Here is a 15003-nt window from a genome sequence, read left to right as displayed (position 1 = left end):
ATTGCGTTTGGTTTCCCAAGAGCGTAGCAAGGCGGGTCCCGCTTCGCGCACTTCTGGTGAGCGTGCGGGTCGTCGCGCCTCGAAGCGCACGGTTTCGGGCACGGTCTCTTCGGTGACCGCGGCGCCGGCGCGCATTCCGACCCCGGCTCCGAAGGCCGCGCCCAAGGTTGCAGCTGCTCTTCTGGAGTCAACGCTGGTCGGCGGCCTCGGCGTGGATACGATCGAGATCGAGACGGCTGCGGAGGCGATGTCTCCCGAGAGGATCGTCAAGATCGAGGCTCCTGAGGCGCTGATTGAGATCGAGCATGCTCATCAGGTTCTGCCCGACCAGCACGATCCTGAGATCGACGCTGAGATTGCCGAGGAGGAAGCACGCAAACGGCAGGCGCTCGAGCGTGAGAATGATCCGGGCGAGGATCTGTCCCTGAAGACCACGAATGGGAAGTGGAAGCACTGCTACGACTTCGAGCATCCGAGGTACAAGTCTAAGGTCGCTCCCGAGGTGCTGGCACTGTTCCCGAACTTTGGCCTCCCGACTCATGAGAAATTCAACGAGTTGTCTGTTCCGGACAGGAAGGAATGGTTTGGGGGACTGACTGACGAGGACAAGAAAGAATGGCTTTTCGGTTCGGTATATGCGGACGTGGCGGACAAGGCCGGTAAGGAGTACCGGCTCAAGCAAGACCTCCGCGGCTACGGGAGTATCGATGGGATCTACGACAGCTTCCGTCCGTGGATTGATCCTGACATCCAAAGTGAGTGGGATCGGATCATTGTCTGGGAGGCGATCCATTACCGTGTACTCGACATCGAGAACCTCTATGATGCGGTTCAGAAGAACGAACTCGAACTCGAAGAGGCTCAGATCCGCGCGGCCACGTTCGACTATCTGAGCAAAGGAAATCTTGAAGAGAGCGAAATCCTTGTCTGGCGGAAGATCGTCGATGCCATGACGTGGCCGGAAGGCTTCTCGCGGATCGATCTCGCTCGGTGGGCTCAAGTTGACCCGGCAGAGCGTGGCAGGATCCGCACATGGGAGGGCCCTCCGATCATTTATCCGCCTCATATCATGAGGAGGTTTCACCCCGACCGTCCGGATCTCTGGGGCGGCTCGGCCCAACAATAAGTCTCCGGGATTTTATCGGGCACCCATGAGAACAGGCGGCCGTCGCGAGACGAGCCGCCTTTTCCTTTTGGATTATGCCGCGGCCTTCACGGTCTCCGGATGATTGCGGAGAACCAGTCCATGGTTTCCATGAGAGGGACGAGTTCGGCGTCCCACTCGCGCGGCTGGTATTCGGCCACGGCCTCCTCGATCACGGCAGCGATGATGGCCTCCTGTTCGGCCATGCCGGCGTCGACCTCGTCGAGCTCCTCGTCGACGGCGCGGAGCTTTCTGATCTCTTTGATCGCGGAGACCTCGCCGGACAGGATCGCGCTTGCGAGGTTGGCGAGACGCTGAAACGCCGGGTGCTGCAGTGCCGGGCCCGTCAGCGGCAGCACGTAGGTGTAGCGGTTCAGGGTCTCCTCCCGATCGGGAGATCCGAACACGAGGCCTGTATATGCAACTTCCCGGAGCGGGTTCGGGGAATACCAGTCGTCGTTCCGCCAGTTGCGGCGTGCCGTGACGGCCAGCCGGTTCATCTCCCCGAGCAGCTCGCCGGTGTCGAGGTTGCAGGCCTGGCGCACGCCGTCGACGGTCTTGAAGCCGATCCGGGTGAGGATCAGACGGTCGCGGGTGTAGCTCACGTGGTTGGCGAGATCGACGACCAGGTAGGTGGCCTCGTCGTGTACGAGGAACTCCTTGCTCAGGCACATGACGCCATTCGGCACGTTCGAGAAGTATGGGCCAATCAGCTCGCGGGCCATGCGGACGAGCTCGTGCCGGGACTGACCGAGTTGGTAGCGGCGGCTCTCGAGGTGAGACAGGACGGCGGTGGCGGCGTCGATGCGGGCGTCGATCATTTCGTCTCTCCTTGGGATTTTGAAACCGTCAGGGTTCAATCCTTCAGTTTTTGGAGAGACCCCTCCCCTTGGGTTTGGTCGACTGACCAAATAAAAACCCGCCGAAGGGCGGGGTCTCCGGATTGAAAAGACGATCGCCCGAGCAGTGGGTTTGAGGTGCGCCTCTCGGTCGCTTCCTCCTGGCACGGCAAGGATGCTGCGATCTATTGTTGGGGTGTGCGCGAGGATTATCTTTACGGGATGTCGTTCTCACGCTCCGTTCCTAAAAGTTTCCAACCATTCGGATGTAATCCCGCGACTGGCGGGCCGGAAGCTGGGCGTCCAACGTTAACGCCGGCTGCGCCCCATCCCGAGGACCTTTCGAACCGGGCCCTGCTGAGCCTGTTGTCGGAGACTGTTCAGGAGCTGGAACTGCGGTCGAAGATGCAACTTGGGCCCTTCCGGGAGGAGTTCGAGCGCACCATTTCGGACGCTATTTCGGAACTCGAGAAGCTCACGCCCAGTCGTCAGAAGCCGGCGGCACCGGCTGATGACGCAGCGAAGTCCGGAGGTGCAGGGAAGTCCGGACTGAGCTCCGCCAAGCTCAAGGCGGTTCGTGCCGCCTACGGGGCAGGCGTCCCACTGGGACAAGTGGCAAGGCACTTCGGGCTCTCGCGGGCCGAGGTCCGCAAGGCGCTTGCTGAATCCGAATGACCCGCCGGTGTTTGGTCAGGTGACCAAATAAAAACCCACCGACGAGGCGGGTTTGCCTGATCATCCGATGCGATGAGGCGCGTTCAAGCCGCCCGGCCGGTTTCGGCCACGAACGGGTCGAGCGAGAACGCCGGCCGGGCGACGCAACCCGAGGCATAGACGGCCTCGAGATCGTCAACGAATTTCTAGCCGTAAGACAGACAGCCGACGGCGTGGATATAGCGCGCGTAGCGCTGACGATCGATCTCCCTGGAGAATTCATGATCGGCCGCCGTGCTGACGTCGAGGAACTCGTTTACGAGGTTCTCGCGCGAGCTCTTGAGCGTGGAACTGAAGTTCGCGAAGCGCTTGATCCGCATGGTCCGTGTCCTCTCGATGGGATTTTGAAGCCGTCAGGGTTCAATCCTTCATCTTGAGAGAGATCTGTCTTCTCGGGTTTGACCAGGTGGGCAAATAAAAACCCGCCAAAGGGCGGGTTTCACGTCGGCTGCTCAGTCGCCGCGGCGATTCGGATCGAAGGGCGATTCACGGCTCGCGTCTCCGGCGAACCAGATGGAAGTGCCAGGAACCGGCGCGGGTTCGGAGACGGGCTTGGACTGCGGGGTCGCTTTGGGCTGGCTCAGCGCGAGGGCGATCGCCTCGTTCATCGTCTCACGCTCTGTTGCCATGATGAGGCCGGCATTGAACAGACGGGCCCGGAGCTGGACGAGATTGTTCACGAGATCGGACACAGCGTTCTCCATGGGATTTCGAATCCGTCAGGATTCAATCTCTCTTCAGGAGAGAAATCCCCTCCCCTACGGGGCTGCGGATGCCAGGATGTCCTCACGGCGGGCGGTGGCGATCGGGCCGTCTGTTCCGTATTCCGTGCTCGTCAGGGTAACTCCGCCTGGAATGTTCTGCAGGAGGATCAGAAGGAGTTCGGCCCCGAGCGCGACATGGTTGTCAGGGATCGAGCCGACAGCACCAAGGTCATAGGAGCGAGCGTCGGAGCGTCGGGCGTTCTCGCCAATGAACACAACGGCGACCATGCGGCTTGGGTCGGTGTTTTTCACGCCGATGCAAGCAAAGACATGCGCTTCGGCGAGGTGCGGCGAGACCCGGTTCCGGACCCCGCGGACGGTTACATATTTGCTTCCCATGATCCACTCATCTCTGTCGTTATGATGCCTATCCCGCGTGGTGCATCGCCCCTTGAGACCAAGCCCGCCGATGAGGCGGGTTGGCGATCATCTGGCGTTGCGCAGCGCATCCGCGGCAAAGTGCTCGCGAGCACCGGGTGCGCGTTCTTAGTTGGCCAAGGGAATGAAGAGGAGCGCACGAAGGCGTTCGCGCAGAGCAGTTGCATCGGCCGCTGTCTTTTCAGCAATGGCTCTTCCGGTGGAACCTTCGGGCGCGGCTTTGGCCTCGTGCGTGGCCCTTTCAATCACGGTCAGGAGCCAGTACCCGAGGTCGGCTGCTTCACCGGCCTTCATTTGCAAGGACACGTCGGAGTCCATCTGCAGAGCGGGCACATTACCGACAGGGAGGGGCGCGGTGGATGCGGTGATGTCCGTCATAGCGGTCCTTTCAGGATTTCGAATTCCCTGGGGTTCAGTCACCATCATGGTGAAGTTGCGGTCTTCTGGATTTGGCTGGTTGGCTAAAAGAAAACCCGCCGATGCGGCGGGTTTGGGATCATCTGGCGTTGCGCAGCCTGGTGGCAGCAATTGCCTTGTAGAGCAGGATGAGCGGCATCTGCTCTTGGTCGTCGAACGCTTTCGTCAAGCGGCCTTCAGCACGAAATCGACGTGGACCGCATCGTAGGGGAAGAGAATGAGGCCCTCGTCAGTCCGATCGATGATGCCCGCGTTCAACAGAGCATGGACATCGCCGTGGACGGCTTTCACGTCACGGTCAACGCGGCGGGCGACCTCGCGGATCGTCAGGGGACCCTGCCCTGTCATGACCTTCAGGATCTCCCAGCGCTTTTTCGTCAGGGTCTGCCACAGGAGCTCGACCGAAGCGAACGAGATGTGCGCACCCTGAGCCTCACCACCAAAAGCGGCGAGCGCACGCCGGGTCACGTCCTCGCGGGAAGCGACAGAGAGGGTCACGGTGGTCATTCGGGCCTCCATTGGTCAACATCGCGCCAGAAGTCTGCGAGCAACTGGGCCGGGCTCGTGAAGCGATAGCCGGTTTGGACTGAACCGACATGCTTGTGATCGCCCTTCCCGGCCTCATTGTCGTAACGGAGCACGCAAACGCCCTTCACGACATAGGCCAACGCGTATTTGTACTCGTGCTCCGACCCGTGCACCGGGTGCGGGACCCGCCAGACACGAAGCTCGACGAACGCGTCCTCCGCCGTCTGGTGGCGCTCACGGAGCAGGAGTTCCGCCTTCATGTTGGAGTTTATGCCAACAGGAGGGGGTGTTGTCAATTACTCCAACACCCGAGGACGGCATTTGTGGCGTTGCGCAGCGCATCCGCGGCAAAGATCTCGTAGGTCAGGATGAGCGGCGCCTGCTTCGTGTCATCGAACGCGAGAATGTCTTCGCGGCCGGCATTGCCCAGGGGTTTCACCCGGCCGGCGCGGTAAGCATCGGCGACGCGGGCCAGCGGCTGGACGGCGAGACGCATGCGGTCCGGCTCCTGGCTGATATGAGCCCGATGGGCTTCTTCCACGTGGGCCGTGGTGAGGAGGGCCTCGCCATTGTCGGTGGCGCGGATCAGCACCGGATCGGTGACGAGCCCCTGTGTGATGAAGGCATAGACCCAGGCCAGATCCCAATAGACCGTGGCGACGGTGTGAACGGGCTCTTGCTCCACGATCATGAGGATCTCCTGTCAGGCGGGGTGGCTCACTGGGTCGAGCCGTTGGTGTGGATTATGCGTAGACGAGGTCTGCGGGGTGTTCGTCGTTGCTGTCCCGTCCATTGATGCCGAAGGTCGCATCGCAATCCCAGGCCGGGACGAAGGCGACGATGCGAAGCCCGTCGTCATCAAGACGGACGTTCTCGACCGACAGGCCCTCCCGGGTCTTGAGGGGCTTCGAGATGTCGAGGGGTGTCTTCGCGGACAGCCACTCATGGGCCTTGCCGAGCCACTTGGCCCGAGCCTCTTCGCTGAGGTCGGTCCAGCCCGGAGCCTCGACGCCCATGGACTCCGCCACGGTGGCATTCTCCTCGTGCAGGTCTCGGGCGACTTGCGTCACTTTGTTGTCGGAATACCAGGGCATGGAATGTTCTCCTAATCGAAAGGGAAATTCAGGCACGCGTGCCGGCGAATTACGACCGCAGGTAGGCGACGTCCTTCTTGAACTTGAGCTGCTTGGCCTGCTCGACCGTCAGGCCGACGAACTCGTTCGCGGAAAACGAGATCTCGTCCGGATAATAGTCGAAGAGCATCTGCTCGTTGCCGTCCTCGAGCGTCACATGCACCTCGGGCAGCGGATCGAAGAGCTTCTTCGGGAGCGGGGTGATGCGGGCATTCACGATCTTGAGGGTCTGCATCTTGGGGATCTCCGGTGAGTGCGAGGATGGACTCGGAATTCAGGGGGCGGGTCTGCGCCGGGCTGCTTTTGTCCTGCCGGCGGCCCGGCGGGCGGCGTTGATCTCGTCGCTGCGATCGATCAGCTTCGGGAAGCACGCGATGATCCTGTCGCGGTCGGCTGCGGTTTCGACCACGAAGAGCTTGTCGCGCAGCCCATCCATGATCCCGATGTGCAAGGCGAAGTCGGACCGCAATTGATCATATTTGCCGGGATCGAGGATGACGCCGTTCAGGGCCATGCGCTTGCCGATGATGATCTCGCACCAGGCGATGAAGGCCAGGAGGTCCGCCGGCTTCGCGCCGTTCTTGTTGCGGACCTCGACGCCGGTTTCGGCGAAGGGAGCAGGTTCACAATTCATCGGGCATCCTCATTGGACAACGCAAACGGGTAATGCCGTGGGGCGGCCTAGTGTTCGCCGCGGTTGAACGAGCGGCGGTCGTAGGAGCCACGGCCCTTCTTGGCCTTCACGATCTTGGCGCGCGTATCGACGGCCACGGCACAACCCGCGTTGCCGGCGCGGAGGGAAAGGGCAGCTGCTTGAGCGTTGCGCTTGGCCATCGTCAGTGTCCTTCTCTGGGATTTTGAACCCGTCAGGGGGCAATCTCTTTCTCGAGAGAAATCCCTTCCGTTTGGGGTTCAGCATGATGGCCGGAAAGAAAAACCCGCCGGTGCGGCGGGTGTGGGTGTCTCACTCGTACGAAACGGCGATGCAGAGTGTCCCGGTCTTGGCGAGGTCGACGGCCTGTTCAATGGCACCGAGTTCGTTTCGATAAGAGCGGCTCGCCACCGGGAGGCGGGTTGACCTCTTCTTCGGGGGCGTAATGGCAACGCCATTGACCGAGCAGGTTTCCCGGCACAGCGTCGCTCCGGCGACGATGCCGCTGTCGATCGGAAACGAAAAGCGCGAACCGGCGCCGAGATCCAGCAGGAACTCCGCCTCGGACTTCACCTTCAGGGCAGCGTCCTCGCCGACCAGGGCCGTGAGAATCCTGACGGCATCATCCTGATCGAAGGAGAACGGGAAGCTCGCAAAGCCGTTCGGCTGATTGCTCTCAAAGCTGAACGTGAGCTTTGCCATCGGCAGGTCCTTTCGCGGAATTTTAGCCCCATCAGGGGCAATCCTCATCATCGGGTGAAATCCGGTTTCGGATTTGGTCGAATGACCAAGAAAAAACCCGCCGGTGAGGCGGGTTCTCGGGAATTCCGGTGCGGAGCTTACGCGCTCTGCTGAGCCGCGGCCTCGCGGCGCTGGCGGGCCCGGGCCTTGTAGCCCTCCTGGATCTTGTTCTTGAGCCAGGCGGCCTTCTTCCCGGCGACGAACTCGTCGATGTGACGCTTGCGGGCCTTGTCCTTGTAATACTGCTGGATCTTCTGCTTGCGGGCTTCGGCCTTGGCGGCGGCCGCCTTGCGCAGGCCATAGGAGCGGCGGATCGCGGCGAGCTGCGCGGGGGTGCGGGCGGTCTTCGGGGTGGTCTCGGTCATGGGAACGTCCTTTTCAGGAGGGAGCGATCGTGTGATCGCCTCATGAGGTGGGGAGGAGCCGGTCGCCTCTCGTAGGTCGACTTCGTCCTCGTTGGGGTTTTGAACCCATCTGGGTTCACTCGAATTCCTTGGTCCGATGAGCCAGACCGAAGGGGCTGGCCAAGACGGAATCCGGCACCGGGCGGATTCGTCCCTTTTTCGGGAGGTCTCATTCCCGTATGGACTCGGTGATCGCGACAGTCGGAAAGTCTAAGCGAGGGCCGCGGCGAGAGTCTCGTTCACGACACCATGCTGCCTGCACGCGACCTGGAATGCTGATTTCAGTGTTTCGGTTTCAACACCCATCTCGATGGCGAAGCGCACGATGGTGTCGGCCGAGCAATCGCCGAACAAGGCTCGCACGTGTGAGCCGGGGCCGTCGCCGGTTATCAAGATCTGTGCGGCGGCTTCAACAGTGATGGGATCGCTGCTCGCATTGGTGATGGCGTGCAGGACGATCGGTATGGCGCTCGGGTTTAGCGTTCCCATCCTTCATCTCGTTTGGGTCTCGACGGGGCTTTGCGAGTTGGTTTGAGCGTCCCCGAAAGATCGGGACCGCTCATGTGTCGACTGACAAAGTCGCTGACTTTCGAGATCATGTTGGCGGCATGGGGAAGCGACGTGCCATACGGTATGATCTCCGCGACCAGTGCTGCGTGGCTGAGGCTGCCGAGGTCGGAGAGCCTCCTGAGGAGGATCGGGGCCTTGAGGGCTGCGGCTCTTACGGCCTTGGCTGCGGAAGACGGGTCGAGATCGATCGCTGCGGACAGGTCATAGACATCGCGCGGCTTGAACCCGGATGCGCGAAAGTAAGCCTTCTTTGCCAGAATCTCCGCGGTGGAGTCGATCGGGATGGTTCGGCCGGATACTTGAAGCGTCTTTGGCTGGGCTGAGGGAATGACATCGCCGGCGATTATGAAATCAATGTCGCCATGGGCGGTCACGATTTTGATCGAATTGGCTTGTTCGTCGAAGCTTTGCGCGAGCCTTTCAGCGCTCGCGTTGAGCCGAGGGCTGAGGAGCGCAAGCCATTTGGCGTCATACGAGAATAGGTCTACGTCGTTGCTGAGGCGATGCATGAACCGAAGCATCAGCACCGTCCCGCCACCGAGCGTGAAAGGCGGCTCCCCATAACCTTGGTCCCGCAGCTCGTCGAGGAGACCCAAGGCGCTCGTGAGCACCCTCTTCCAAGTCTGCTTATCTGGTTTCCCGTTCACAACATGAGCTTATTGCATCTAATCCCCCACTCTATCACGGTTTCCGGGATCGGTCGTTTTGAGGCTTAAGCGAACTCGACCAGCCAGATCGAAGGGGCCGGCCAAGACAGAACCCGGCGCTGGGCGGATTCGTCCCTTTCCGGAGGTCCCGTCCTTCGAGATCCCCTGCCCTTTGGGTTTGGTCGCGTGAGCAATGAAAAAGGCCCACCACCGTGAGGCGTGGGCCTGGTCTGGTTGGAACCGCGGTGCTCGCTTATTCTGTGTCGACAATTTCGCTCCAACGCGCTGTTCCGAAGGCAATTACCTCGAAATCGTCCGACTTGAAGGTGAGATAGTCGTCGAGATCCTCGCGAAGGCACCAAATCCCGCAGGGCCAGAGGATCACGTCTTCTTGGCTGGTGGTGGTTGGGGTCGTAGCCATTGCCTTCGTCCTCTTGCGGATTTTGTCGATGTTGGTCTGCAATGATTATTTTCTGGCCCACGATATCGGTTCGCCAGAATAATCCCTACGGCTTCGACGAAATTCCCGCTGGGGTTTGATCGAATGACCAAAGAAAAAGGCCCGGCGCCGTGAGGCGTGGGCCTGATCCGTATTACGCGGCGAGCTCTCCGACGAGTTCGTCGAGGCCGGCCGCGCTCAGGTCGTCCACCGTGGCGTAGTGGGCATCGTCGGCCACCTCCACGGCGGCGTAACCGTAGTCATCAGGGGCGTTGCGCTCGTCCCAAGACGAGACGTGTCTCCGGGCTTCCTCCTCCGTGTCGAAAACGACCGCGCAATCCTGCCCGACGGCATCCAACAGCGACCAGAAGCCGAGACCCATGCAATTCCCGACGTAGATGCCCAGCTCCGGGTGAGTGATGGCGACCTTCATGCGAACTTCCTTTCCAGGAGGGAGCGATCGTCGGATCGCCTCATGAGGTGGGGAGGAGCCGGTCGCCTCTCGTGGGTCGACGCCGTTCTCTTCGGGGTTTTGAACCCATCTGGGTTCACTCGAATTTCTTGGTCCGATTAGCCTGACCGAAGGGGCTGGCCAAGACGGAATCCGGCGCCGGCGGGTTCGTCCCTTTTCGGGAAGTCCCGCTCCTCGAGATCCCCTCCCCTTTGGGGTTTGGTCGGCTGACCAAAGAACAAGGCCCGGCGCCGTGAGGCGTGGGCCTGATCCGTCTTATGCCGCGCGTGGCTCATCGATGGTGAGCGCCTCGCGATAGCTGATCGGCTTCGAGGCCCGGCGGGCTGCCAGAATGTCGGCGACCGACAGGACGGGTTCGCCGGCGACATCGCGCACGAGGATCTCGTTCTCGTTGGCGGCGTCGAGGTAGGAATCGGAGATCTCGACGAGCGGCGTGATCGCGGAAGCCATGGCCTCGGTCATCTCGTCGTCACCGAGTGGGGTCTCCATCAGGGCCCGGTAGCCGGTGCGGGCCTCGGACAGCGTGAGCTGCACGCCCTTGGCCTCGTCCTGGAACAGGATGATGTCACCGTCGTCCGAGATGGCGGCGACGTCGACCCGCCGCTGGTTGAACGCGATCGCGAGACCCGTGAGGGCGCTGCAGGCCCGGGCGAGCAGAGTGTTGTAGGCACGATCGATCCGGCGCTGCTCGTAGGTCATCGCATTCCGTCCTTCTCGGGATTTTGAAGCCGTCAGGGTTCATTCTCTTTTCGAGAGAAATCCCCTCCCCTTCGGGCCAAGCGGCCGGACCAAGAAAAACCCGCCGGGGATCACGGCGGGTCTTCAGGCGAGCTGGTCGCGAGATCAGCCGAGGCGTTTGCCCTCGGCTTCGAGCGCCGCATTCCGGATGCGCCAGAGCTCGGTCGCCTGGCAGGCGTGTCCGGCCTGGCCGAACTTATCGCTCAGGCCGGCTGCCGATTTGATCACCGGCAGGAGTTCCGGGTGCTCGGCGATATATTCGTCCCACAGGACGGAATAGAGCGCCCGGACTTCGGCGGCATTCACGGCCCGCTTGCCTTTGGCTTGCCGCCAGGTGAGCCCGGTCGAGCCGTCCTCGAAGACCTTCGCGGCCTGGTAGATCTCTTCGATCGAGCGGTTGCCGCGGCGCCGGATGCGGGCCGAGAAGGCGCTCAGGCGCCGATCGCCATGGCTCGAGCATTCGAGAAAAGGGGCGGTGCCGTGCTGGATCATTTTATCTCTCCGGGGATTTGTCTGGCCTTCAGGCCGTCTGGAATCCAAAAAGGGCTCCCCTCCTCACTTACGGAAAATCCCGCTTCTGGGGTTTTTTGGCGCAGCCAATAAAAAACCCGCCGGCTCGCGGCGGGTTGTCGGGGGCTCACGCCTCTTTGGGCAGATGGGAGTTTACCCCGCATTCCTTGAGCCCATCCCATAGGACGAGAGTAGCGCGCGGCCGGCCCTGGCCATTGAGGCCCTGCGTGTAGTCGCCGCGCTTCATGAGCCGGCAGTAGCCATAGGCCTGCTCGGGCCGATCGCGGCGGCCCTTGTAGTAGGGGCACGGGATGGTCCTGAACCGGGGCATGCCGTTGGGGCCGGCCACGGTCTCTCCACGGGTGTAGCAATAATCACCGTGTGGAACGACCTGGCGCGCCTGGTCCATGCGTCGGTCATAGCGCGCTTGCCTCTGGGCGAGGATGTCAAGGGATACAGGCACGCGTGCTCCTTCCGGGATTTTCAGCTCAACGGGTTCGTTTGAAAGACCGGCTGATTTGCAACGGGTCGCCGGAATGGCGGATCAGAAGGCGACGACGACGCTGATCTCGCTGGACTTCGCATACCCGATCGCCATTTCGACCGCAGCCAATTCGTTCGCGTAGGTGTACGAGGCAGGCCGAAACGGATTGTCGCTCTGGTGGGTGAGCTTCCAGGCGTTGACCGCCTTTTCGTCCCGGTTCACCCGGGCCCGGGCAAGCGTGCAGCGGTCGATCGGAAGCGTCACACGGATCGACTTGCCGATCTGCGGACCATACTCGAGCGCCTTGATCATCGCGATGTAGGCGGACTCGTCTCCGAGGCCGTGCAGGACCTGACGGGCATCGCCGGCGTCGGTGGCAAAGACGATCTCATGGCTGTCCTGGCCGCAATTGGAAACGAGGAAGGAGAAGGTCGTCATGAGGTCGTCCTCTTTGTCGGGATTTGGAAGCCGTCAGGGTTCGTTTCGATTTGCTGGAAAAGCCCGTCAGCGGGCCGTGAGGAAGCGGTCAGCGGAGCTGCGGTGCGGGTTGCAGATCAGCGACAGCGCGAAGGCGAGCGCAGCGCCTGCCACGGTGATGATGCCGAACAGGGCGACGAGCACGAGGCCCTCGTGCAGCCCGGATCCGGTCAGACCGAGGGCAGCGAACACGGTCACGGCGATGAAGGCGAGCGAGCAGAGGATCGTGTTCACGAGGCGCATCGGTCGTCCTTTCTCTTGGGATTTTGAAACCGTCAGGGTTCAACCATCTTGCTGATGGAATCCCGTCGCTCAGGCCCGCACACGCGGCGCCTCGTCACAGAGCTTGGTACATTGCCAGAGACAAGCCATATTTGAGATATGGCCAAGCCTGTGCTCCGCGCTAACGGGTTTTATCCCTTTGCTGGCCCTTGTGGCAGACGCCGGTTTGGCCGTCTGAGCTGATGGGATGGAGCGCAGACGAGTTCCCAGTGACGTTACAAGGTTCACCATGAGTGCACAATCGGCCGATACCGGCGAAATCCGAGACGAGTATCGGGAGTATTTGGACGAGTTGTTTGGTGATGAGAGACTACCAAGCCCCAGGTCGTATGCAGTTTCCTTCAAAATTGAACATGATGCGGATCATGATACGCGATATGCGAAATTCATGAGCCGAGTGGGCGCGGCCAGCCACAACGGTCAGTTTTGGTGCGGAGCCGACTGTTTGGTCGTTGTGGCGTCCACGCTCCCAGGCGATAACTTGGGCCAGTATCTCCACGATCGGGTGCTCGACCTGAGCAAAGATTTCATCGCCGTCATCGCGATCGCGGATCAAGAGTTCTATACGCCTGTGCGCCTCGATGGACCCGCACTTGATACACTCTGCGGTGCTTTGGGCGCGAGCGGAGCGATCGCCAAAGACTCTTTTGCGTAAAGGAACTCGGATCGCAGCCGCGAGCCGCAGCTGAGGCCATGGGCTGGACCTCCCCTTAGGGTTTTCTTGAACGTACAAAAGAAAGGCCCGCTCCTGGTGGGGCTCATGATGAGGCTACGGACTTTACAGCTCACGGGCGCTCAGCCATGCTCAATAGGTATTTTCGTTGCTGCACCAACGATTAGCCGTTGCCTTCATGCGCTTCGACCATTCCTTGGCATCGGATCGACGCTGCGCAGCGACCCGCTTGCGATAGCGCGATACGGCCTTTCTTTCCTCAGTCGCTATCAACGCCTCCGCATTATTCCTGAGGCTGCGTTGTCAGGGTAGCGGCGAGATGGGCCGGTGTTCCACCATCGATCATCCCCACCATTTCATCGATTTGCTCTTGCGTGGCGGTCGGAGCGTCAACCGTGGACTGCTCCACCATTTTGCCGTCTGCGTCGAAGATTTCGATTGTCAGCGTCATGGATTCCTCATTTCGTTTGCGGACGGCGCCCGTGTAGGCCGTTGGCTATACCTAAACGCCTTCACCCGAAAAGGGCGGACGTCTGACCGTCCTTTTTTCGGAATTTTGCAGCCATCAGGGCTCAACCATCTTCTGGATGGAATCCCGTTTGCTCGGGCTCGTGTCGCTCGGGAGCGCTTTGGGTCAAGCTGCGAGGAGTCTCGCCGCGATGAGCCCGGCCGCGGTGAGGTCGTGCACGATCTGGTCCGCAAGCGCCTCGGTGTCGGGATGCGGCTCGCGGATCCAGTCGCCGCTGGCGAGAAGCGCCTCGACGAAGGTGCCCAACTCGCCGCCCGGCCAGTAGTCTCGGACTACGAGATCGCCGGCGTCCCGGCACACGCCTCTGGCGTCGATAAAGATCCCGTTCGCTTCCAGGAAGACGTGATCGATGCGGCCTTCTGCGATCAGGCTCTCGATCGTGTAGTCGACGTCTTCGTCCTCGGGCCAATCCGCGGCATAGAAGAGGATCCGCAGCTCGCCGCCGATTCGGGCCCGCAGCGCCACGGCCAAATGATGACAATGGCCCGTGAGGAAGGGCCAGCTCCGCTGGTCGGGATAGGCGAAGTCGAGATGCCGGTCCAAAGGGGCTTTCCTCTTCCTGGGATTTTGAACCCGTCAGGGTTCGACCATCATTCTCGATGGAATCCCCTCCCCCTCTGGGTTTGGGCCGTTGCCCAACAAAAAATCCGCCGCGAGGCGGGTGCGGTCTCGAGCCCGCGGGGCGACGAAGTGTCAGGCCCCCGTCTCGATCCTTCGCGGCTAAGGGTGCCTCGGTCAGGAGGTGACATGGACGCGTTCGTTCCCGCTATCGAAGAACTCGCTGAAGCCATCCTCTCGGACGAGGACATCGAGCAGGCGCTGCAGGAGATTGCCGAGGAGCACGGCCTGGCCGCTCAGGCCTTGCGGAACCGGGCCATCCGGGCTTTCGGTCCCTTGGAGGAGTACAAGACCCGTCATGCCGAACAGAAGCGAGCCGAGCAGCGAGCCGCGATGCGCCGGGATCCAGTCCTGGCCGGAGCGTCCTTCGTCGCAGCGGTCTCGAGCCTGAGCCCCAAGCTCTCGGAGAAAGAACGCCAGGCCGAGATCCAGCGGCTTGCGGAGGAATATGGCGTCGACCCGGCCGAGCATCGGGACGCAATCAGCCGGCTCCGCCGGCGCTAGCCAGACTGGGAGACTGGGCATGGGACGCCGAAGCCATCTGATACCAGGGGCGCCGGCATCTGACTCTCTGGGCGATTCCCCTCGCTCGTGAAGCGTGATTCCTTGGGCGAAGGCGGTGAGCGTCGTCGACCGCATCATCTGGCTTTGCCTGCTGCGCTTCTCGTCCCGGCAACGCGGGTAACGCACGCTCGCGACCGAGGCCGTGTGAAAACGCGATCGCTTGACGGGCTTTGGAAAGGTTGATGTGCGTGAGCTGTTCGAACGCGGGCTCTGGCTATAGTTCGATCAGGCCACGATCGCGTTCAACAGCGGCTTGACGCCGAAGATCTTGATCATGCGCTTCAGA

Annotated in this window: 29 protein-coding genes; 4 read left to right on the top strand and 25 right to left on the bottom strand. The window is 61.5% G+C overall.

Features of this window, described 5'->3' with window-relative positions:
• Nucleotides 1–1126, top strand: a 1126-nt coding sequence (locus BN1233_RS41835; RefSeq protein WP_210168234.1) for a hypothetical protein, incomplete at its 5' end; no start/stop codon positions are given.
• Nucleotides 1127–1212: 86 nt separating this feature from the next.
• On the opposite strand, the gene BN1233_RS41830 is transcribed toward BN1233_RS41835, so the two are convergent.
• On the bottom strand, nt 1213–1965 hold the full coding sequence (locus BN1233_RS41830; protein ID WP_046869603.1) for a hypothetical protein: 753 nt from the start codon (nt 1963–1965) through the stop codon (nt 1213–1215).
• 423 nt (nt 1966–2388) lie between these two features.
• On the opposite strand from BN1233_RS41830, the gene BN1233_RS41825 reads away from it, so the two are divergent.
• A complete protein-coding gene (locus BN1233_RS41825; RefSeq protein ID WP_147707859.1) occupies nt 2389–2658 on the top strand; it encodes a helix-turn-helix domain-containing protein in 270 nt (89 codons plus the stop codon).
• Nucleotides 2659–2843: 185 nt separating this feature from the next.
• Here BN1233_RS41825 and BN1233_RS48125 read toward each other — a convergent pair whose 3' ends face one another.
• The 22 genes from BN1233_RS48125 to BN1233_RS41725 form a co-directional block, all read right to left on the bottom strand.
• A complete protein-coding gene (locus BN1233_RS48125; RefSeq protein WP_154678369.1) occupies nt 2844–3017 on the bottom strand; it encodes a hypothetical protein in 174 nt (57 codons plus the stop codon).
• Between the two features lie 132 nt (nt 3018–3149).
• Nucleotides 3150–3389 (bottom strand): hypothetical protein, encoded by a 240-nt coding sequence (locus tag BN1233_RS41820; protein ID WP_147707858.1) that lies wholly within the window; start codon nt 3387–3389, stop codon nt 3150–3152.
• A 66-nt stretch (nt 3390–3455) separates the two neighbouring features.
• On the bottom strand, nt 3456–3800 hold the full coding sequence (locus BN1233_RS41815; protein WP_046869600.1) for a hypothetical protein: 345 nt from the start codon (nt 3798–3800) through the stop codon (nt 3456–3458).
• Between the two features lie 147 nt (nt 3801–3947).
• A complete protein-coding gene (locus BN1233_RS49000; protein WP_187144500.1) occupies nt 3948–4367 on the bottom strand; it encodes a hypothetical protein in 420 nt (139 codons plus the stop codon).
• Nucleotides 4368–4421: 54 nt separating this feature from the next.
• Nucleotides 4422–4763, bottom strand: coding sequence for an HVO_A0114 family putative DNA-binding protein (locus tag BN1233_RS41805; RefSeq protein ID WP_046869598.1), 342 nt, complete (start codon nt 4761–4763; stop codon nt 4422–4424).
• Nucleotides 4760–5044 (bottom strand): toxin-antitoxin system TumE family protein, encoded by a 285-nt coding sequence (locus BN1233_RS41800; RefSeq protein ID WP_046869597.1) that lies wholly within the window; start codon nt 5042–5044, stop codon nt 4760–4762. The genes BN1233_RS41805 and BN1233_RS41800 overlap by 4 nt, the downstream gene beginning before the upstream one ends.
• A gap of 32 nt (nt 5045–5076) precedes the next feature.
• The gene (locus BN1233_RS41795; RefSeq protein WP_046869596.1) at nt 5077–5475 is read right to left on the bottom strand and encodes a hypothetical protein; all 399 of its coding nucleotides are present in this window, start codon (nt 5473–5475) and stop codon (nt 5077–5079) included.
• Nucleotides 5476–5527: 52 nt separating this feature from the next.
• Nucleotides 5528–5878 (bottom strand): hypothetical protein, encoded by a 351-nt coding sequence (locus BN1233_RS41790; protein ID WP_046869595.1) that lies wholly within the window; start codon nt 5876–5878, stop codon nt 5528–5530.
• 49 nt (nt 5879–5927) lie between these two features.
• Nucleotides 5928–6152 (bottom strand): hypothetical protein, encoded by a 225-nt coding sequence (locus BN1233_RS41785; RefSeq protein WP_046869594.1) that lies wholly within the window; start codon nt 6150–6152, stop codon nt 5928–5930.
• 39 nt (nt 6153–6191) lie between these two features.
• Entirely contained in the window at nt 6192–6551 is a 360-nt protein-coding gene (locus BN1233_RS41780; protein ID WP_046869593.1) for a hypothetical protein, read from the bottom strand.
• Nucleotides 6552–6598: 47 nt separating this feature from the next.
• The gene (locus BN1233_RS48120) at nt 6599–6751 is read right to left on the bottom strand and encodes a hypothetical protein (protein ID WP_154678368.1); all 153 of its coding nucleotides are present in this window, start codon (nt 6749–6751) and stop codon (nt 6599–6601) included.
• Between the two features lie 130 nt (nt 6752–6881).
• Complete coding sequence (locus BN1233_RS41775; protein WP_046869592.1) at nt 6882–7271, bottom strand: hypothetical protein; 390 nt, start codon at nt 7269–7271, stop codon at nt 6882–6884.
• Between the two features lie 137 nt (nt 7272–7408).
• Entirely contained in the window at nt 7409–7675 is a 267-nt protein-coding gene (locus BN1233_RS41770) for a hypothetical protein (protein WP_046869591.1), read from the bottom strand.
• A 249-nt stretch (nt 7676–7924) separates the two neighbouring features.
• The gene (locus BN1233_RS41765) at nt 7925–8203 is read right to left on the bottom strand and encodes a hypothetical protein (protein ID WP_046869590.1); all 279 of its coding nucleotides are present in this window, start codon (nt 8201–8203) and stop codon (nt 7925–7927) included.
• A complete protein-coding gene (locus tag BN1233_RS41760; RefSeq protein ID WP_046869589.1) occupies nt 8191–8895 on the bottom strand; it encodes a nucleotidyl transferase AbiEii/AbiGii toxin family protein in 705 nt (234 codons plus the stop codon). The genes BN1233_RS41765 and BN1233_RS41760 overlap by 13 nt, the downstream gene beginning before the upstream one ends.
• A gap of 289 nt (nt 8896–9184) precedes the next feature.
• Complete coding sequence (locus tag BN1233_RS41755; RefSeq protein WP_154678367.1) at nt 9185–9352, bottom strand: hypothetical protein; 168 nt, start codon at nt 9350–9352, stop codon at nt 9185–9187.
• Between the two features lie 172 nt (nt 9353–9524).
• Nucleotides 9525–9803: a hypothetical protein gene (locus BN1233_RS41750; RefSeq protein WP_046869587.1), complete on the bottom strand. Its 279-nt coding sequence runs from the start codon at nt 9801–9803 to the stop codon at nt 9525–9527.
• A 294-nt stretch (nt 9804–10097) separates the two neighbouring features.
• On the bottom strand, nt 10098–10541 hold the full coding sequence (locus BN1233_RS41745) for a hypothetical protein (RefSeq protein WP_046869586.1): 444 nt from the start codon (nt 10539–10541) through the stop codon (nt 10098–10100).
• 144 nt (nt 10542–10685) lie between these two features.
• Nucleotides 10686–11072 carry a hypothetical protein gene (locus BN1233_RS41740; RefSeq protein WP_046869585.1) on the bottom strand — a complete coding sequence of 129 codons (387 nt, stop codon included), beginning with the start codon at nt 11070–11072 and terminating at the stop codon, nt 10686–10688.
• A 145-nt stretch (nt 11073–11217) separates the two neighbouring features.
• On the bottom strand, nt 11218–11553 hold the full coding sequence (locus tag BN1233_RS41735; protein ID WP_046869584.1) for a hypothetical protein: 336 nt from the start codon (nt 11551–11553) through the stop codon (nt 11218–11220).
• Nucleotides 11554–11634: 81 nt separating this feature from the next.
• Nucleotides 11635–12012, bottom strand: coding sequence for a hypothetical protein (locus BN1233_RS41730; protein WP_046869583.1), 378 nt, complete (start codon nt 12010–12012; stop codon nt 11635–11637).
• A gap of 66 nt (nt 12013–12078) precedes the next feature.
• Nucleotides 12079–12294, bottom strand: a complete 216-nt coding sequence (locus BN1233_RS41725) for a hypothetical protein (protein ID WP_046869582.1) — start codon at nt 12292–12294, stop codon at nt 12079–12081.
• 268 nt (nt 12295–12562) lie between these two features.
• Between BN1233_RS41725 and BN1233_RS41720 the strand changes: the two genes are divergently transcribed.
• Nucleotides 12563–12988, top strand: a complete 426-nt coding sequence (locus tag BN1233_RS41720; RefSeq protein WP_046869581.1) for a hypothetical protein — start codon at nt 12563–12565, stop codon at nt 12986–12988.
• A 301-nt stretch (nt 12989–13289) separates the two neighbouring features.
• Here the strand turns inward: BN1233_RS41720 and BN1233_RS48115 are convergent, their stop codons facing one another.
• On the bottom strand, nt 13290–13457 hold the full coding sequence (locus BN1233_RS48115) for a hypothetical protein (protein WP_154678366.1): 168 nt from the start codon (nt 13455–13457) through the stop codon (nt 13290–13292).
• 183 nt (nt 13458–13640) lie between these two features.
• Nucleotides 13641–14078, bottom strand: a complete 438-nt coding sequence (locus BN1233_RS41715; protein WP_046869580.1) for a hypothetical protein — start codon at nt 14076–14078, stop codon at nt 13641–13643.
• A gap of 204 nt (nt 14079–14282) precedes the next feature.
• On the opposite strand from BN1233_RS41715, the gene BN1233_RS41710 reads away from it, so the two are divergent.
• Nucleotides 14283–14657, top strand: coding sequence for a hypothetical protein (locus tag BN1233_RS41710; RefSeq protein ID WP_046869579.1), 375 nt, complete (start codon nt 14283–14285; stop codon nt 14655–14657).
• Nucleotides 14658–15003 lie beyond the last annotated feature (346 nt).

The organism is Microvirga massiliensis, from assembly GCF_001006805.1.
In the GTDB taxonomy this organism is placed as follows: Bacteria; Pseudomonadota; Alphaproteobacteria; order Rhizobiales; family Beijerinckiaceae; genus Microvirga; species Microvirga massiliensis.
This window is presented reverse-complemented; position numbering and strand designations above follow the sequence as displayed.

Bases quoted from the DNA above. Each gene is read 5' to 3' on its own strand.
- BN1233_RS41790 (WP_046869595.1), bottom strand. From the start codon at position 5,878: ATGCCCTGGTATTCCGACAACAAAGTGACGCAAGTCGCCCGAGACCTG.
- BN1233_RS41740 (WP_046869585.1), bottom strand. From the start codon at position 11,072: ATGATCCAGCACGGCACCGCCCCTTTTCTCGAATGCTCGAGCCATGGC.
- BN1233_RS41780 (WP_046869593.1), bottom strand. From the start codon at position 6,551: ATGAATTGTGAACCTGCTCCCTTCGCCGAAACCGGCGTCGAGGTCCGC.
- BN1233_RS41805 (WP_046869598.1), bottom strand. From the start codon at position 4,763: ATGACCACCGTGACCCTCTCTGTCGCTTCCCGCGAGGACGTGACCCGG.
- BN1233_RS41720 (WP_046869581.1), top strand. From the start codon at position 12,563: ATGAGTGCACAATCGGCCGATACCGGCGAAATCCGAGACGAGTATCGG.
- BN1233_RS41785 (WP_046869594.1), bottom strand. From the start codon at position 6,152: ATGCAGACCCTCAAGATCGTGAATGCCCGCATCACCCCGCTCCCGAAG.
- BN1233_RS41795 (WP_046869596.1), bottom strand. From the start codon at position 5,475: ATGATCGTGGAGCAAGAGCCCGTTCACACCGTCGCCACGGTCTATTGG.
- BN1233_RS48115 (WP_154678366.1), bottom strand. From the start codon at position 13,457: ATGACGCTGACAATCGAAATCTTCGACGCAGACGGCAAAATGGTGGAG.
- BN1233_RS41730 (WP_046869583.1), bottom strand. From the start codon at position 12,012: ATGACGACCTTCTCCTTCCTCGTTTCCAATTGCGGCCAGGACAGCCAT.
- BN1233_RS41750 (WP_046869587.1), bottom strand. From the start codon at position 9,803: ATGAAGGTCGCCATCACTCACCCGGAGCTGGGCATCTACGTCGGGAAT.
- BN1233_RS41800 (WP_046869597.1), bottom strand. From the start codon at position 5,044: ATGAAGGCGGAACTCCTGCTCCGTGAGCGCCACCAGACGGCGGAGGAC.
- BN1233_RS48120 (WP_154678368.1), bottom strand. From the start codon at position 6,751: ATGGCCAAGCGCAACGCTCAAGCAGCTGCCCTTTCCCTCCGCGCCGGC.
- BN1233_RS41725 (WP_046869582.1), bottom strand. From the start codon at position 12,294: ATGCGCCTCGTGAACACGATCCTCTGCTCGCTCGCCTTCATCGCCGTG.
- BN1233_RS48125 (WP_154678369.1), bottom strand. From the start codon at position 3,017: ATGCGGATCAAGCGCTTCGCGAACTTCAGTTCCACGCTCAAGAGCTCG.
- BN1233_RS41830 (WP_046869603.1), bottom strand. From the start codon at position 1,965: ATGATCGACGCCCGCATCGACGCCGCCACCGCCGTCCTGTCTCACCTC.
- BN1233_RS41765 (WP_046869590.1), bottom strand. From the start codon at position 8,203: ATGGGAACGCTAAACCCGAGCGCCATACCGATCGTCCTGCACGCCATC.
- BN1233_RS41770 (WP_046869591.1), bottom strand. From the start codon at position 7,675: ATGACCGAGACCACCCCGAAGACCGCCCGCACCCCCGCGCAGCTCGCC.
- BN1233_RS41710 (WP_046869579.1), top strand. From the start codon at position 14,283: ATGGACGCGTTCGTTCCCGCTATCGAAGAACTCGCTGAAGCCATCCTC.
- BN1233_RS41755 (WP_154678367.1), bottom strand. From the start codon at position 9,352: ATGGCTACGACCCCAACCACCACCAGCCAAGAAGACGTGATCCTCTGG.
- BN1233_RS41825 (WP_147707859.1), top strand. From the start codon at position 2,389: ATGCAACTTGGGCCCTTCCGGGAGGAGTTCGAGCGCACCATTTCGGAC.
- BN1233_RS41775 (WP_046869592.1), bottom strand. From the start codon at position 7,271: ATGGCAAAGCTCACGTTCAGCTTTGAGAGCAATCAGCCGAACGGCTTT.
- BN1233_RS41815 (WP_046869600.1), bottom strand. From the start codon at position 3,800: ATGGGAAGCAAATATGTAACCGTCCGCGGGGTCCGGAACCGGGTCTCG.
- BN1233_RS41745 (WP_046869586.1), bottom strand. From the start codon at position 10,541: ATGACCTACGAGCAGCGCCGGATCGATCGTGCCTACAACACTCTGCTC.